Source organism: Ruegeria sp. HKCCD7559, from assembly GCF_013110575.1.
GTDB lineage: Bacteria > Pseudomonadota > Alphaproteobacteria > Rhodobacterales > Rhodobacteraceae > Ruegeria.
Map to the genome: position 1 here is coordinate 44,321 of NZ_WVQU01000013.1, position 15,834 is coordinate 60,154.

Annotated in this window: 10 protein-coding genes; 8 read left to right on the plus strand and 2 right to left on the minus strand. The window is 58.0% G+C overall.

Annotation, left to right across the window (positions count from 1 at the left end; translation table 11 throughout):
- Positions 1-47 precede the first annotated feature (47 nt).
- The 5 genes from rplL (at position 48) to GS605_RS20225 (ending at position 10,733) form a co-directional block, all read left to right on the plus strand.
- Positions 48-425 (plus strand): 50S ribosomal protein L7/L12, encoded by a 378-nt coding sequence (gene rplL / locus GS605_RS20205; RefSeq protein WP_152459178.1) that lies wholly within the window; start codon positions 48-50, stop codon positions 423-425.
- 250 nt (positions 426-675) lie between these two features.
- The gene (gene rpoB / locus GS605_RS20210; protein WP_171725116.1) at positions 676-4,812 is read left to right on the plus strand and encodes a DNA-directed RNA polymerase subunit beta; all 4,137 of its coding nucleotides are present in this window, start codon (positions 676-678) and stop codon (positions 4,810-4,812) included.
- A 50-nt stretch (positions 4,813-4,862) separates the two neighbouring features.
- Positions 4,863-9,104: a DNA-directed RNA polymerase subunit beta' gene (rpoC, locus tag GS605_RS20215; protein ID WP_171638236.1), complete on the plus strand. Its 4,242-nt coding sequence runs from the start codon at positions 4,863-4,865 to the stop codon at positions 9,102-9,104.
- A gap of 219 nt (positions 9,105-9,323) precedes the next feature.
- Positions 9,324-9,773: a hypothetical protein gene (locus GS605_RS20220; RefSeq protein WP_171725117.1), complete on the plus strand. Its 450-nt coding sequence runs from the start codon at positions 9,324-9,326 to the stop codon at positions 9,771-9,773.
- A gap of 90 nt (positions 9,774-9,863) precedes the next feature.
- Positions 9,864-10,733, plus strand: a complete 870-nt coding sequence (locus GS605_RS20225) for a DMT family transporter (protein WP_171725118.1) — start codon at positions 9,864-9,866, stop codon at positions 10,731-10,733.
- On the opposite strand, the gene GS605_RS20230 is transcribed toward GS605_RS20225, so the two are convergent.
- Complete coding sequence (locus GS605_RS20230) at positions 10,718-11,524, minus strand: glycosyltransferase (protein ID WP_171725122.1); 807 nt, start codon at positions 11,522-11,524, stop codon at positions 10,718-10,720. The genes GS605_RS20225 and GS605_RS20230 overlap by 16 nt on opposite strands.
- 4 nt (positions 11,525-11,528) lie before the next feature.
- Complete coding sequence (locus GS605_RS20235; protein WP_171725119.1) at positions 11,529-12,335, minus strand: putative rhamnosyl transferase; 807 nt, start codon at positions 12,333-12,335, stop codon at positions 11,529-11,531.
- Between the two features lie 390 nt (positions 12,336-12,725).
- On the opposite strand from GS605_RS20235, the gene rpsL reads away from it, so the two are divergent.
- Genes rpsL through fusA form a run of 3 tightly spaced genes read left to right on the plus strand, consistent with a single transcriptional unit; the run spans position 12,726 to position 15,719 of the window.
- A complete protein-coding gene (gene rpsL, locus GS605_RS20240) occupies positions 12,726-13,097 on the plus strand; it encodes a 30S ribosomal protein S12 (protein ID WP_005621086.1) in 372 nt (123 codons plus the stop codon).
- Positions 13,098-13,112: 15 nt separating this feature from the next.
- Positions 13,113-13,583, plus strand: a complete 471-nt coding sequence (rpsG, locus tag GS605_RS20245; protein WP_010441203.1) for a 30S ribosomal protein S7 — start codon at positions 13,113-13,115, stop codon at positions 13,581-13,583.
- Between the two features lie 18 nt (positions 13,584-13,601).
- The gene (gene fusA / locus GS605_RS20250; RefSeq protein WP_170347258.1) at positions 13,602-15,719 is read left to right on the plus strand and encodes an elongation factor G; all 2,118 of its coding nucleotides are present in this window, start codon (positions 13,602-13,604) and stop codon (positions 15,717-15,719) included.
- Positions 15,720-15,834: the final 115 nt, after the last annotated feature.

Here is a 15,834-nt window from a genome sequence, read left to right on the forward strand (position 1 = left end):
TTGCCCTGACGTTGGAACACACACTGTAAACGGAAAGAGCTGATAAAATGGCTGATCTGAAAGCACTCGCAGAAAGCATCGTGGGTCTGACCCTGCTGGAAGCACAAGAACTGAAAACCATCCTCAAAGACGAATACGGCATCGAGCCCGCAGCTGGCGGCGCCGTAATGGTCGCAGGTGCAGCTGGCGACGCCGGCGGTGCAGCTGAGGAAGAAAAAACCGAATTCGACGTCGTTCTGAAGAACGCCGGCGCATCGAAAATCAACGTCATCAAAGAAGTTCGCGGCATCACCGGCCTGGGCCTGAAAGAAGCCAAAGAACTGGTCGAAGCCGGCGGCAAGATCAAAGAAGGCGTGGACAAAGCAGAAGCAGAAGACGTCAAAGCCAAGCTGGAAGCAGCTGGCGCCGAAGTCGAGCTGGCCTAAGCTTGGTCTCAGGTGCATCGCTGATGTGCCAAAAAATTTGGCTGGGTCCGGAGAAATCCGGGTCCAGCCGAACCTGTCTTAGAAAGGGCCTCAAGACGCGAGGCGTTTTCTAAGACACGGTTTTCGGATCGGGAGGCCGCCTTCGGGACGGTGGCCATGAATTGATCCGGACGTGTTGTCTCGATTGTGCAAGATGCCGGGGCCCGACGGTGTCTTTGCCCGCTGAGAACATCGAAAGGTGACATCTGACATGGCTCAAACGTTCCTTGGCCAGAAACGTCTTCGTAAATATTACGGCAAAATCCGCGAAGTGCTGGAAATGCCGAACCTCATTGAGGTCCAGAAATCTTCTTATGATCTTTTCCTGCGCTCCGGCGATGCAGAGCAGCCCACTGACGGCGAAGGCATCAAAGGCGTGTTCCAGTCGGTTTTCCCGATCAAGGATTTCAACGAAACCTCCGTTCTGGAATTCGTGAAATACGATCTGGAAAAACCCAAATACGACGTCGAAGAGTGCATGCAGCGCGACATGACCTACAGCGCACCGCTGAAGGTTACCTTGCGTCTGATCGTGTTCGATGTCGATGAGGACACCGGCGCAAAATCGGTAAAGGACATCAAGGAACAGGATGTCTTCATGGGCGATATGCCTTTGATGACGCCGAACGGCACTTTTGTCGTGAACGGGACCGAGCGTGTGATCGTATCGCAGATGCACCGTTCGCCCGGCGTGTTCTTTGACCACGACAAAGGCAAGACGCATTCCTCGGGCAAGCTGCTGTTTGCCTGCCGCATCATCCCGTATCGCGGCAGCTGGCTGGACTTCGAGTTTGACGCCAAGGACATCGTGTTCGCCCGGATCGACCGTCGCCGCAAACTGCCTGTGACAACCCTGCTTTATGCATTGGGTCTGGATCAGGAAGCGATCATGGACGCGTATTACAACACCGTGTCCTACAAGCTGGACAAGAATAAGGGTTGGGTGACACCGTTCTTCCCCGAGCGCGTGCGCGGCACCCGCCCGACCTATGATCTGGTTGACGCCAAGTCCGGTGAAGTGATTGCCGAAGCGGGCAAGAAAGTTACCCCACGCGCGGTCAAGAAGCTGATCGACGAAGGAACCGTCACTGATCTGCTGGTTCCGTTTGATCACATCGTCGGCAAGTTTGTCGCCAAGGACATCATCAACGAAGAAACCGGCGCGATCTATGTCGAAGCCGGTGATGAGCTGACCCTGGAATACGACAAGGATGGCGACCTGATCGGCGGTACCGTCAAGGAACTGATCGACGCGGGTATCACCGACATCCCGGTACTGGACATCGACAACGTCAATGTCGGCCCCTACATGCGCAACACCATGGCTCAGGACAAGAACCTGAACCGTGAAAGCGCGCTGATGGACATCTACCGCGTTATGCGTCCGGGTGAGCCGCCCACCGTCGAGGCTGCGTCGGCTCTGTTCGACACGTTGTTCTTCGACAGCGAGCGGTATGATCTGTCCGCTGTTGGCCGCGTGAAGATGAATATGCGTCTGGCACTGGATGCGCCTGACACCCTGCGTACCCTGCGCCGCGAAGACATCGTGGCCTGCATCAAGGCGCTGGTGGAGCTGCGCGACGGCAAAGGCGATGTGGACGATATCGACCACCTCGGCAACCGTCGTGTGCGTTCGGTCGGCGAACTGATGGAAAACCAGTACCGCGTCGGCCTGCTGCGCATGGAGCGCGCAATCAAAGAGCGTATGTCGTCAGTCGAGATCGACACCGTCATGCCACAGGACCTGATCAACGCGAAACCGGCGGCGGCCGCGGTTCGTGAATTCTTCGGCAGCTCGCAGCTGTCGCAGTTCATGGACCAGACCAACCCGCTGTCCGAGGTTACCCACAAACGCCGTCTTTCGGCGCTTGGCCCCGGTGGTCTGACTCGTGAACGTGCGGGCTTTGAGGTGCGCGACGTTCACCCAACCCACTATGGCCGGATGTGCCCGATCGAAACGCCCGAAGGTCCGAACATCGGTCTGATCAACTCGCTGGCCACCTTCGCCCGCGTGAACAAGTACGGCTTCATCGAAACCCCTTATCGCGTCGTACAAGACGGGCAGGTGACCGACGAGGTCCACTACATGTCCGCGACCGAGGAAATGCGTCATACCGTGGCACAGGCCAACGCGACGTTGGATGCGGATGGCAAGTTCATCAACGATCTGGTTTCGACCCGTCAGGCGGGTGACTACACGCTTGCCCCGCGCGAGAATGTGGACCTGATCGACGTGTCGCCGAAACAGCTGGTCTCGGTTGCTGCATCGCTGATCCCGTTCCTTGAAAACGACGACGCCAACCGCGCTCTGATGGGTTCGAACATGCAACGTCAGGCGGTTCCGCTGCTGCGGGCCGAGGCACCGCTGGTCGGTACCGGCATCGAGGAAAAGGTTGCGATCGACTCGGGTGCTGCGATCCAGGCGAAACGCGCCGGTATCATCGACCAGGTCGATGCCCAGCGTATCGTTATCCGCGCCACTGAAGATCTGGAACTGGGCGACGCTGGCGTTGACATCTATCGTCTGCGCAAGTTCCAGCGTTCGAACCAGAACACCTGCATCAACCAGCGTCCGCTGATCAAGGTGGGTGACACCGTCCAGAAGGGCGAAGTCATTGCCGATGGTCCATCGACCGATATGGGTGAACTGGCCCTGGGTAAGAACGTGGTCGTCGCGTTCATGCCGTGGAACGGTTACAACTACGAAGACTCGATCCTGATCTCGGAGCGTATCGCGCGTGACGACGTCTTTACCTCGGTTCATATCGAGGAATTTGAAGTCGCCGCCCGTGACACCAAGCTGGGTCCGGAAGAAATCACTCGCGACATCCCGAATGTCGGTGAAGAAGCGCTGCGCAACCTCGACGAGGCGGGCATCGTTTACATCGGTGCGGATGTTGAGCCGGGCGATATTCTGGTCGGCAAGATCACTCCGAAGGGCGAAAGCCCAATGACCCCGGAAGAAAAGCTGCTGCGCGCCATCTTTGGTGAAAAAGCATCTGACGTGCGCGACACCTCGCTGCGCGTGAAGCCGGGCGACTACGGTACGGTCGTTGAGGTTCGCGTCTTCAACCGTCACGGTGTAGAGAAAGACGAGCGTGCGCTGCAGATCGAGCGTGAGGAAGTCGAACGTCTGGCCCGTGACCGGGACGACGAGCTGGCGATCCTTGACCGCAACATCTATGCGCGTCTGCAAGGTCTGATCCTGGGTAAAACCGCTGTCAAAGGCCCGAAAGGCGTCAAGGCAGGGTCGGTGATCACCGAGGAGCTGCTGGAAACCCTGACCCGTGGTCAGTGGTGGCAGCTGGCGCTGGAAGACGAGCAGGATGCACAGATCGTCGAAGCTCTGAACGAGCAGTACGAAGTGCAAAAGCGCGCTCTGGATGCCCGTTTCGAGGACAAGGTCGAGAAAGTCCGTCGTGGCGACGATCTGCCGCCGGGTGTGATGAAGATGGTTAAAGTCTTCATTGCCGTGAAGCGCAAGTTGCAGCCGGGCGACAAGATGGCTGGTCGTCACGGGAACAAGGGTGTGATTTCCAAGGTCGTTCCGATGGAAGACATGCCGTTCCTGGCCGATGGTACGCCGGTTGATTTCTGTCTGAACCCGCTGGGTGTGCCGTCGCGTATGAACGTTGGTCAGATCCTTGAAACCCACATGGGTTGGGCCGCACGCGGTCTGGGTCTGAACATCGATGAGGCGCTACAGGAATACCGCCGTTCGGGCGATCTGACGCCGGTACGTGACGCGATGAAACACGCCTATGGCGAGGATGTCTATGAAGAGGGCATCAGCGGCATGGACGAGGACCAGCTGATCGAAGCGGCCAGCAACGTCACTCGCGGTGTTCCGATCGCAACCCCGGTCTTTGACGGCGCCAAAGAGGCTGACGTCAACGACGCTCTGGTGCGCGCGGGCTTCTCGGAAAGCGGTCAGTCGATCCTGTTCGACGGTCGTACCGGTGAGCAATTCGCGCGTCCGGTCACCGTGGGCATCAAGTACCTGCTGAAACTACACCACCTTGTGGACGACAAGATCCACGCGCGTTCGACCGGGCCGTACAGCCTGGTGACCCAGCAGCCGCTGGGTGGTAAGGCGCAGTTCGGTGGTCAGCGCTTTGGTGAGATGGAGGTCTGGGCTCTGGAAGCTTACGGCGCCGCCTACACCCTGCAGGAAATGCTCACCGTGAAATCGGATGACGTCGCCGGCCGGACCAAGGTCTATGAGTCGATCGTCAAGGGCGAGGATAACTTTGAAGCGGGCGTACCGGAATCGTTCAACGTTCTGGTGAAAGAAGTCCGTGGCCTCGGCCTGAATATGGAACTCCTGGATGCGGAGGTTGAGGAGTAAGGGCCTTGCCCTTTCTCCCGTCCCCCCTTCCGCAAGATTTGAGGTAACAAATGAACCAGGAAATCACCAACAACCCGTTCAACCCGCTGACGCCGCCGAAAGTATTCGACGAGATCAAGGTCTCACTGGCGTCGCCCGAGCGGATTCTGTCTTGGTCCTATGGCGAGATCAAGAAACCCGAAACCATCAACTACCGGACGTTCAAGCCTGAACGTGACGGCCTGTTCTGCGCGCGCATCTTTGGCCCGATCAAAGATTATGAATGTCTGTGCGGCAAATATAAGCGGATGAAGTATCGCGGCGTTGTCTGCGAGAAATGCGGTGTGGAAGTCACCCTGCAAAAAGTCCGCCGCGAGCGTATGGGTCATATCGAACTGGCCGCGCCCGTTGCGCATATCTGGTTCCTTAAATCGCTGCCGTCCCGCATTGGTCTGATGCTGGACATGACGCTGCGCGATCTGGAACGCGTTCTGTACTTTGAAAACTACGTCGTCATCGAGCCCGGTCTGACCGACCTGACCTACGGCCAGATGCTGACCGAAGAAGAGTACATGGACGCGCAGGATGCCTATGGCATGGACGCGTTCACCGCGAATATCGGTGCCGAAGCCATCCGTGAGATGCTGGCCCAGATCGATCTGGAAGCCGAAGCAGAGCAGCTGCGCGCTGATCTGGCCGAAGCGACCGGCGAACTGAAGCCTAAGAAGATCATCAAGCGTCTGAAGGTTGTTGAATCCTTCCTCGAGTCGGGCAACCGGCCCGAATGGATGGTGATGACCGTGATCCCGGTCATTCCGCCGGAACTGCGTCCGCTGGTTCCGCTGGATGGTGGCCGTTTTGCGACTTCGGATCTGAACGATCTGTATCGCCGTGTCATCAACCGGAACAATCGTCTGAAGCGCCTGATCGAACTGCGCGCGCCTGATATCATCGTCCGCAACGAAAAGCGGATGCTGCAGGAATCCGTGGACGCTCTGTTCGACAACGGCCGTCGCGGCCGCGTGATCACGGGTGCCAACAAGCGCCCGCTGAAATCGCTGTCGGACATGCTGAAAGGTAAGCAGGGCCGCTTCCGTCAGAACCTTCTGGGGAAACGCGTCGACTTCTCGGGCCGTTCGGTCATTGTGACCGGTCCGGAACTCAAGCTGCACCAGTGCGGTCTGCCCAAGAAGATGGCGCTGGAGCTGTTCAAGCCGTTCATCTACTCGCGCCTTGAAGCCAAGGGTCTGTCTTCGACCGTGAAACAGGCGAAGAAACTGGTCGAGAAAGAGCGTCCCGAAGTGTGGGATATCCTCGACGAAGTGATCCGCGAACACCCTGTCATGCTGAACCGTGCGCCGACGCTGCACCGTCTTGGCATTCAGGCGTTCGAGCCGGTTCTGATCGAAGGGAAAGCCATCCAGCTGCACCCGCTGGTCTGTTCGGCCTTCAACGCCGACTTCGACGGTGACCAGATGGCCGTTCACGTACCGCTGAGCCTTGAGGCGCAGCTGGAAGCCCGTGTTCTGATGATGTCGACGAACAACGTTCTGTCGCCTGCAAACGGCGCGCCGATCATCGTTCCGTCGCAGGATATGATCCTGGGTCTGTACTATGTGACCCTGGAACGCGAAGGCATGCCGGGTGAAGGCAAGGTCTTTGGTTCGATCGACGAAGTTCAGCACGCGCTGGACGCGGGTGAGGTGCATCTGCACTCGAAAATCACTGCCCGGATCACGCAGATCGACGAGGAAGGCAACGAAGTTCAGAAGCGCTATGAAACCACTCCGGGCCGTCTGCGTCTGGGTGCGTTGCTGCCGATGAACAACAAGGCGCCGTTCGAGCTGGTCAACCGCTTGCTGCGGAAGAAAGAAGTGCAGCAGGTGATCGACACTGTCTACCGTTACTGCGGTCAAAAAGAGTCGGTTATCTTCTGTGACCAAATCATGTCGATGGGCTTCAAAGAAGCGTTCAAGGCGGGCATCTCGTTCGGCAAGGATGACATGGTCATCCCAGGCGACAAGTGGAGCATCGTCGATGACACCCGCAGTCAGGTGAAAGACTTTGAACAGCAGTACATGGACGGCCTGATCACTCAGGGCGAAAAGTACAACAAGGTTGTTGATGCCTGGTCGAAGTGTAACGACCGCGTGACCGAGGCAATGATGAGCACGATCTCGGACGTTGCCAAGGCCGAAGACGGGTCGGACATGGAGCCGAACTCGGTCTACATGATGGCCCACTCGGGTGCGCGTGGCTCGGTTACTCAGATGAAACAGCTGGGTGGTATGCGTGGCCTGATGGCCAAACCGAACGGTGACATCATCGAGACGCCAATCATCTCGAACTTTAAAGAAGGTCTGACCGTTCTCGAGTACTTCAACTCGACCCACGGTGCCCGTAAGGGTCTGTCGGATACCGCTCTGAAGACGGCGAACTCGGGTTACCTGACCCGTCGTCTGGTGGATGTGGCGCAGGACTGCATCGTTCGTGAGATCGACTGCGGCACCGAGCGTGCGATCACCGCCGAAGCAGCCGTGAACGACGGTGAGGTTGTCGCTTCGCTGGCCGAACGTGTGCTGGGCCGTGTGGCCGCTGACGATGTTCTGCGTCCGGGCACCGATGAGGTGATCGTCGCAGCCGGTCAGCTGATCGACGAACGTATGGCCGACACAATCGACGAAGCCGGCGTTCAGTCGATGCGCATCCGCTCGCCTCTGACCTGTGAGTCCGAGGAAGGCGTCTGTGCAACCTGCTACGGTCGTGACCTCGCACGCGGTACAATGGTAAACACAGGTGAAGCTGTCGGCATCATCGCGGCGCAGTCGATCGGTGAACCCGGTACACAGCTGACCATGCGGACCTTCCACATCGGTGGTGTTGCGCAGGGTGGTCAGCAGTCGTTCCAGGAAGCCAGCCAGGAAGGTATCGTTTCCTTCGAGAACCCGCAGATTCTGGTCAACGCAGCCGGCGAAAGCCTGGTCATGGGCCGGAACATGAAGCTGGTGATCAAGGACGAACACGGCGAAGAGCGTGCCAGCCACAAGCTGGGCTACGGCTCCAAGCTGTTCGTCAAGGACGGCACTAAGGTGGCCCGTGGCGACAAGCTGTTCGAGTGGGATCCCTACACCCTGCCGATCATCGCCGAGAAAGCCGGTACTGCGAAATATGTCGATCTGGTTTCGGGCCTCGCTGTCCGCGACGAGACCGACGAAGCAACCGGCATGACCCAGAAGATCGTGATCGACTGGCGCGCCGCCCCCAAAGGCAGCGACCTCAAGCCCGAGATCATTCTGGTTGGCGAAGATGGCGAGCCGGTCCGCAACGATGCGGGCAACCCGGTTCACTATCCGATGTCGGTGGATGCGATCCTGTCGGTCGAAGACGGCCAGAAGGTCGAAGCCGGTGACGTCGTCGCGCGTATCCCGCGCGAAGGTGCCAAGACCAAGGACATCACAGGTGGTCTGCCGCGTGTGGCCGAACTGTTCGAAGCCCGCCGTCCGAAAGATCACGCGATCATCGCCGAGGCCGATGGTTACGTGCGCTTTGGCCGCGACTACAAGAACAAGCGCCGCATCAGCATCGAACCGGCTGACGAGTCCATGGAGACCATCGAGTACATGGTGCCCAAGGGCAAGCACATCCCGGTCGCCGAAGGGGACTTCATCCAGAAGGGTGAATACCTGATGGACGGTAACCCGGCTCCGCATGACATCCTGTCCATCATGGGTGTCGAAGCGCTGGCGGATTACATGATCGACGAGGTGCAGGACGTGTATCGTCTGCAGGGCGTGAAGATCAACGACAAGCACATCGAGGTCATCGTGCGCCAGATGCTGCAGAAGTGGGAGATCCTGGATTCGGGTGACACCACCCTGTTGAAGGGCGAACATGTCGACAAGCAGGAGTTCGACGCGGCCAACGAGAAGACCATCGCCCGCGGTGGTCGCCCTGCTCAGGGTGAGCCGATCCTGCTGGGGATCACCAAGGCCTCGTTGCAGACGCGCTCGTTCATCTCGGCGGCGTCGTTCCAGGAGACCACCCGCGTGCTGACCGAAGCTTCGGTTCAGGGCAAGAAGGACAAGCTGGTCGGCCTGAAAGAGAACGTCATCGTCGGTCGTCTGATCCCCGCCGGTACCGGAGGGGCAACGCAGGCTGTCCGCCACATCGCGCAGTCGCGTGACAATGTGGTGATCGAAGCCCGCCGGGAAGAGGCCGAGGCCGCCGCCGCCCTGGCCGCACCGATCATGGATGATGATATGGTCGGGGATGAGCTGGACGTTCTGGTCGAAACACCGGAAAGCCGCGAATAAACCGCGTCATTCAAAACCAAAAAAAGGCCCTGCGATTTCGTGGGGCCTTTTTTGTTGCCGCTCCAGGTGCGCAATTGTGAACCTTCGTGACAGAGCACAGCCTTTGACCCGATTGCATCAGGCTTGTGGTTCTGCAATCGGTGGTTTAGCGATATTCTGTGTTTTCGGATTATATTGAGCTGAACAATGGACACCAAAGGCAACTCTTTCGAGGACCGTGTGGCACGGATCAAGAAGCGTTCAGAAGAAAGCACACGCAAGTCGCCTCTGCCTCGAACCGAGAGTATCTGGCAACGTCTGGGTTATCCCGCTGCGTTTCTGGGGGCTTTTATACTGGGTGTTATTGCGGTCTTCCTGTCCCGCCTGATTCAATATCAATCGGTTGGCATTCCGGTGCCCGGCAAGGTGGGAACGCAGGATTTCGTCAGCCTCGGCCTCGCAGGCGGGGCCTGCATCATGGTTATGCTGTTTTTGAAAGGTAAACTGCGAGAGTTCGCCGGGGCGCTCACGGTTGGTGCGTTGGTGACGACCTTTTCCTTTCATAATTTCGTGTGGAAATATCCTGTGTTTTTCGAACTTGTATACGGGGAAGACTGGGTTGAGTTTGTAAAAGACACGACAGAGCCTTCCAGCCTGAACCTGTTCGGGACCATCCTCCCATTCGGTTGATGATCTCTGTACCCCGTGGTGCGTTATTGACATCCAACCCGACTCGGCGGCCAATGCGGGGCGATCAATAGCCCCGGAGCCCGAAGCAGCATGACTCCAAACACCAAAGGCGCTTTGCTGATGATGGGCAGCATGGCTGCCTTTACCTTGAACGATACGCTGGTGAAGGTTGCCTTGCAGGATCTGCCATTGTTTCAGTTGGTGGCCATGCGCGGGTTCCTGGCTGTATTTCTGATCTATGTACTTGCCCGGTCACTGGGCACGTTGCATCTGAATTTTTCGCGCCATGACAAGTGGCTGGTTGCACTGCGCTGCCTTGCAGAGCTGGCGGCGACATTCTTTTTCCTGACGGCGCTGAAGAACATGCCGCTTGCCAATGTTACGGCCATTCTTCAGGCATTGCCGCTTACGGTAACATTGGGTGCTGCTTTGGTTTTTTCCGAACAGGTTGGTTGGCGACGCGCTTTGGCAATCGCCGTGGGGTTCGTCGGAATGCTGCTGATCGTAAGACCCGGGCCAGAGGGGTTCAGCGTGTATTCCATCTATGCGCTGGTTGCAGTGGTTTCGATTACAGTTCGGGACCTCATCACGCGACGCATGTCAGCCGACGTGCCGTCAATGCTGGTTACCCTTGCCACCTCGGTTTCCATAGCGGGGGCCGCGGCAATAGCCTCGGTTTTCGAAGGATGGGTTGTGGTTTCGGCAACGGCGGGTTCCCTGGTCGCGGCGGCGGCCGTGTTTGTGCTGCTTGGCTATTTGTTCAGCGTCATGGTCATGCGTCAGGGAGATGTCGGATTCGTTGCACCATTCAGATATTCCAGTCTGATCTGGGCGCTCGGGTTGGGTTGGGTCGTGTTTGACGAATGGCCTGACAGCCTGACGATGCTGGGTGCTGTCCTGATCGTGGGTGCCGGTCTGTTCACCTTGTTCCGGGCACGTGCGCGTCAGGGCTTGGCGTGACTCCGTCTGACCATGTCCGGATCAATGGCGAAACGGGTTTGAAACTCGAGCTCCTGCTGCCGGGTAAGAGGGTTGAGCGCGACATCCATGTTTCTGGTTCGCGGTGAGTCATTGAACCGGTTCAATCCTCTTACCCACATCGGACTGTCGGGTCGGGTCACAACGGGCATCGCGCGGTTGATCCTGTTATGGGCAAAATTCATGATCGACTTCCGCTGCCCGCCCCGCACGTACATTCCCAGACCGGCAGTGATCAACGGGCGATGCACGCGCGTGGCCTGTATCCCCTCGGAATTGGCGCGGGCCAGATAACCGCAGTTGAAGTCAACGGCGACCATCGCGTGCCTTTCGAACAAGCCGACACATTCCCTGACACAGCCCCGGAACCGCTCGACAAAATCCACGGCCACTGCATCATCATCGTCGTGGCGAAACTGAAGGCAGGGTTGGTCGGGATCGGTCCTTGCCGAATTCAGGACATCCTGCATGACTTTTCTGTGACGCCCCGGAGGTTTCGCGACTATGCGCGCCTGTTTCAGCCCACCGGTCAGATCGTTGAGGCGGTCAAATGCCAGCTTGGGCAGGCAGTGGCCGACCACGATCACCAACTGGAAATCTTCGTCGGACTGTTTTTTGAAACCGGGCAGGGCGACCGTCTCGAACAGGCGAAACCGTTCTTCCAACCTGTCGTGCTGGTACAGGAATTGCCGTCTATCTTCGACACACTCGTGCGTTGTCTGAAAGCCGCCAATTGCGGGATAGGAAAACCGGCAAAGACCGATGACCTGCATTTTCTCAGCGCGCCGCATATCTGGCCTCGAACGCGTCAGGGTCGATCGAGAACCGTACCCGCAAGTCTTCAGCCTGTTCAGGCGTGAAAGGCGACAACTCGCTGGTATCTTTGCGCGCGTGGTCCGAGTCGTTGAAATCGTGCAGCATCCTAACCCACATGGGCGTGTCCGGATAGCTGACCACGGGCATGAACCGGGCGAGCCTGTTGTGCAACCGGTCAAATATCGTCCGCGTGCTTCCGGCTTGAACATGCATGCCCAGGCCAACGCCCAGCAGCGATCGATAGACCCGAGCTGCCCGAATTCCGTGGGCTTCGCGCCGGGCGATGTACCCTTGATTGAAATCTATACCGACGGACTCGCTCTGCAGCATCAGCCCTGTGTTTTCGACAACAGCAGCGCGGAGGCGTTCTATGAAATCAACGGAAACGGCGTCATCGTCATCATGCCGAAACTGTAGGCACGGCTGATGCGGGTCCGCGCGGGCGGTGTTCAGCACCTCTCGTACAATCTGCTTATGATCCCCTGGTTTTTTTGCAATGATACGGATCTGTTTAATCCCGGCGGTCAGGTCGCGCAGCCGGTCCGCATGGATCTGAGGCAGGCACGTCCCGGTCAAAACAAACAACTCGAACGTCTCATCGGTCTGGATGCGAAAACCGGGCAGGGTGATCGCCTCGAAAAGACGAAAGCGTTCTTCCAGCCTGTCGGGGGCATACAGAAATTGCCGTTGCTCTTCGATCGTATCCCGGTTCAGCCGAAAACCGCCGGTTGCGGGATAGGAAAACCGGCAAAGGCCAATCACTTGCATCTGTAATCCATCAGCAGATATTCGACCCGACTATGCCCTTGCGGCGGTTCAGCCGCAACCGGGACAGCGGCGCGCAGGAATGGCAATCCTACAGGCTGCATTCAACGCGCGCGCCGGGGCGCCGGTATCGTGCTGTTGACACTTGGGCCGACTCCCCCTATACGCGCGTCATCTCGGTACCGGGGGCCGCCCCGTAGCCGATTCCAGTAATGAACTGGTCAAGGCCCGGACAATTTTGCAGTTCGCGCCCTCTGAGAACCAACCGCGACGTTCACCTCGGAATGGGAACGCTCGTGGGTTTTGCGCTTGTGGACGCATAAGTGCAGCGAATTTAGCCGCACGCAACGCGCGTGCATGTCATGTGTGTTGCAAAACGGGGAAAGAACCGGAATGCCAACTATTCAACAGCTGATCCGCAAGCCGCGGCAGCCCAAAGTCAAACGCTCGAAGTCCATGCACCTGGAGCAGTGCCCGCAAAAGCGCGGTGTCTGCACACGTGTCTATACCACAACGCCTAAAAAGCCGAACTCGGCGATGCGTAAGGTTGCCAAGGTGCGCCTGACCAACGGGTTCGAGGTCATCTCGTACATCCCCGGTGAAAGCCACAACCTGCAGGAACACTCGGTTGTTCTGATCCGTGGCGGCCGTGTGAAAGACCTTCCCGGTGTGCGTTACCACATCCTGCGCGGTGTTCTGGATACTCAGGGCGTCAAAGATCGTAAGCAACGTCGTTCGAAATACGGCGCGAAGCGTCCCAAGTAAGAAGGAGAGGCTGATATGTCACGTCGTCACGCCGCCGAAAAACGCGAAGTCCTGCCTGACGCCAAATTTGGCGACAAGGTACTGACCAAATTCATGAACAACCTGATGATCGACGGCAAGAAGTCGGTCGCAGAGCGCATCGTCTACAACGCATTTGACCGCGTTGAGAACAAGGTAAAGCGCGCTCCTGTCGAAGTGTTCCACGAAGCGCTCGACAACATCAAACCTTCGGTCGAGGTTCGCTCGCGCCGGGTTGGTGGTGCAACCTACCAGGTTCCGGTCGAAGTCCGCCCCGAGCGCCGCGAAGCTCTGGCCATCCGCTGGCTGATCACCGCTGCGCGCGGCCGCAACGAAAACACCATGGAAGAACGCCTCGCCGGCGAACTGCTGGACGCCGTACAGTCCCGCGGTACTGCCGTTAAGAAGCGCGAAGACACCCACAAGATGGCCGAGGCGAACAAAGCCTTCAGCCATTACCGCTGGTAATTCTAGAGGCTTATCCAAATGGCACGCGAATATCCGCTCGAACTATACCGTAACTTCGGTATCATGGCGCACATCGACGCAGGTAAGACCACCTGCTCGGAGCGTATCCTGTATTACACTGGTAAATCCCACAACATCGGTGAGGTGCACGACGGTGCAGCCACCATGGACTGGATGGAGCAGGAGCAGGAACGCGGCATCACCATCACTTCGGCTGCGACCACCACGTTCTGGGAACGCACCGAGGACGGTAAAACCGCCGATACCCCCAAGCACCGCCTGAACATCATCGACACCCCTGGCCACGTTGACTTCACCATCGAAGTCGAACGCTCGCTGGCGGTTCTCGACGGTGCCGTCTGCGTTCTGGACGCAAACGCCGGTGTTGAGCCCCAGACCGAAACCGTGTGGCGTCAGGCTGACCGCTACAAGGTTCCGCGTATGGTTTTCGTTAACAAGATGGACAAGATCGGCGCAGACTTCTTCAACTGCGTTCGCATGATCGAAGACCGCACCGGCGCACGTGCTGTTCCGGTTGGTATCCCGATTGGCGCCGAATCTGAGCTGGAAGGTCTGATCGACCTGGTCACCATGGAAGAATGGCTGTGGCAGGGTGAAGACCTGGGCGCAAGCTGGATCAAAGCTCCGATCCGCGACAGCCTGAAAGACATGGCTGAAGAATGGCGCGGCAAGATGATCGAAGCGGCCGTCGAAATGGACGACGACGCGATGATGGAATACCTGGAAGGCAATGAGCCCGACGTTCCGACCCTGCGTAAACTGCTGCGCAAGGGCACACTGGAAATCGCGTTCGTTCCGGTACTGGGTGGTTCTGCGTTCAAGAACAAAGGCGTTCAGCCGCTGCTCAACGCTGTGATCGACTATCTGCCCAGCCCGCTGGACGTTGTCGATTACATGGGCTTCAAACCCGGTGACGAGGAAGAAGTTCGTGACATCGCCCGTCGTGCTGACGACAACATGGCGTTCTCGGGCCTGGCGTTCAAAATCATGAACGATCCCTTCGTCGGTTCGCTGACTTTCACCCGGATTTATTCGGGCGTGCTGAACAAGGGTGACTCGATCCTGAACTCGACCAAAGGCAAGAAAGAGCGCATCGGTCGTATGATGATGATGCACTCGAACAACCGGGAAGAGATCGAAGAAGCGTTTGCAGGCGACATCATCGCGCTGGCGGGTCTGAAAGACACCACCACCGGTGACACCCTGTGTGACGCGAAGGATCCGGTGGTTCTGGAAACCATGACTTTCCCCGATCCGGTGATCGAGATCGCGGTCGAGCCCAAAACCAAGGGCGACCAGGAGAAAATGTCTCAGGGTCTGGCCCGTCTGGCCGCCGAAGACCCGTCCTTCCGTGTGGAAACCGATCTGGAATCGGGTCAGACCATCATGAAGGGCATGGGCGAACTTCACCTGGACATCCTGGTGGACCGTCTCAAGCGCGAGTTCAAGGTTGAAGCGAACATCGGTGCACCGCAGGTGGCCTATCGTGAAACCATCTCGATGCCGGTCGAGCACACCTACACCCACAAGAAACAGTCGGGTGGTTCGGGTCAGTTCGCGGAAGTCAAGCTGGAGATCCAGCCCACCGAGGCGGGCGAAGGTTATTCGTTCGAAAGCCGCATCGTTGGTGGTGCCGTTCCGAAGGAATACATCCCCGGTGTTGAAAAAGGCATCAATTCGGTCATGGACAGCGGCCCTCTGGCTGGCTTCCCCGTGATCGACTTCAAGGTTGCCCTGCTGGACGGTAAGTTCCACGACGTTGACTCGAGCGTTCTGGCGTTCGAAATCGCGGCCCGTATGTGTATGCGTGAAGGCATGCGCAAAGCTGGCGCGAAGCTGCTGGAACCGATCATGAAGGTCGAAGTGATCACTCCGGAAGAATACACCGGCGGTATCATCGGCGACCTGACCTCGCGTCGTGGCCAGGTGTCTGGTCAGGAACCGCGCGGCAACGCAATCGCGATCGACGCGTTCGTTCCGCTGGCAAACATGTTCGGCTACATCAACACTCTGCGTTCGATGTCGTCGGGCCGTGCCCAGTTCACCATGCAGTTCGACCACTACGATCCGGTTCCGCAGAACATCTCGGACGAGATCCAGGCGAAATACGCATAAGCGAAGATTTGAGGGAGCGTGGGTATCACGCTCCCTTCATTACCGAAAAAGGAGGCCATCATGGCAAAGGAAAAGTTTGAGCGTACAAAACCGCACGTCAACATCGGCACGATTG

Excerpts from the sequence above, each read along its gene's own strand:
- rplL (WP_152459178.1), top strand. The coding sequence starts at position 48 with ATGGCTGATCTGAAAGCACTCGCAGAAAGCATCGTGGGTCTGACCCTG.
- rpoB (WP_171725116.1), top strand. The coding sequence starts at position 676 with ATGGCTCAAACGTTCCTTGGCCAGAAACGTCTTCGTAAATATTACGGC.
- rpoC (WP_171638236.1), top strand. The coding sequence starts at position 4,863 with ATGAACCAGGAAATCACCAACAACCCGTTCAACCCGCTGACGCCGCCG.
- GS605_RS20225 (WP_171725118.1), top strand. The coding sequence starts at position 9,864 with ATGACTCCAAACACCAAAGGCGCTTTGCTGATGATGGGCAGCATGGCT.
- GS605_RS20230 (WP_171725122.1), bottom strand. The coding sequence starts at position 11,524 with ATGCAGGTCATCGGTCTTTGCCGGTTTTCCTATCCCGCAATTGGCGGC.
- GS605_RS20235 (WP_171725119.1), bottom strand. The coding sequence starts at position 12,335 with ATGCAAGTGATTGGCCTTTGCCGGTTTTCCTATCCCGCAACCGGCGGT.
- rpsL (WP_005621086.1), top strand. The coding sequence starts at position 12,726 with ATGCCAACTATTCAACAGCTGATCCGCAAGCCGCGGCAGCCCAAAGTC.
- rpsG (WP_010441203.1), top strand. The coding sequence starts at position 13,113 with ATGTCACGTCGTCACGCCGCCGAAAAACGCGAAGTCCTGCCTGACGCC.
- fusA (WP_170347258.1), top strand. The coding sequence starts at position 13,602 with ATGGCACGCGAATATCCGCTCGAACTATACCGTAACTTCGGTATCATG.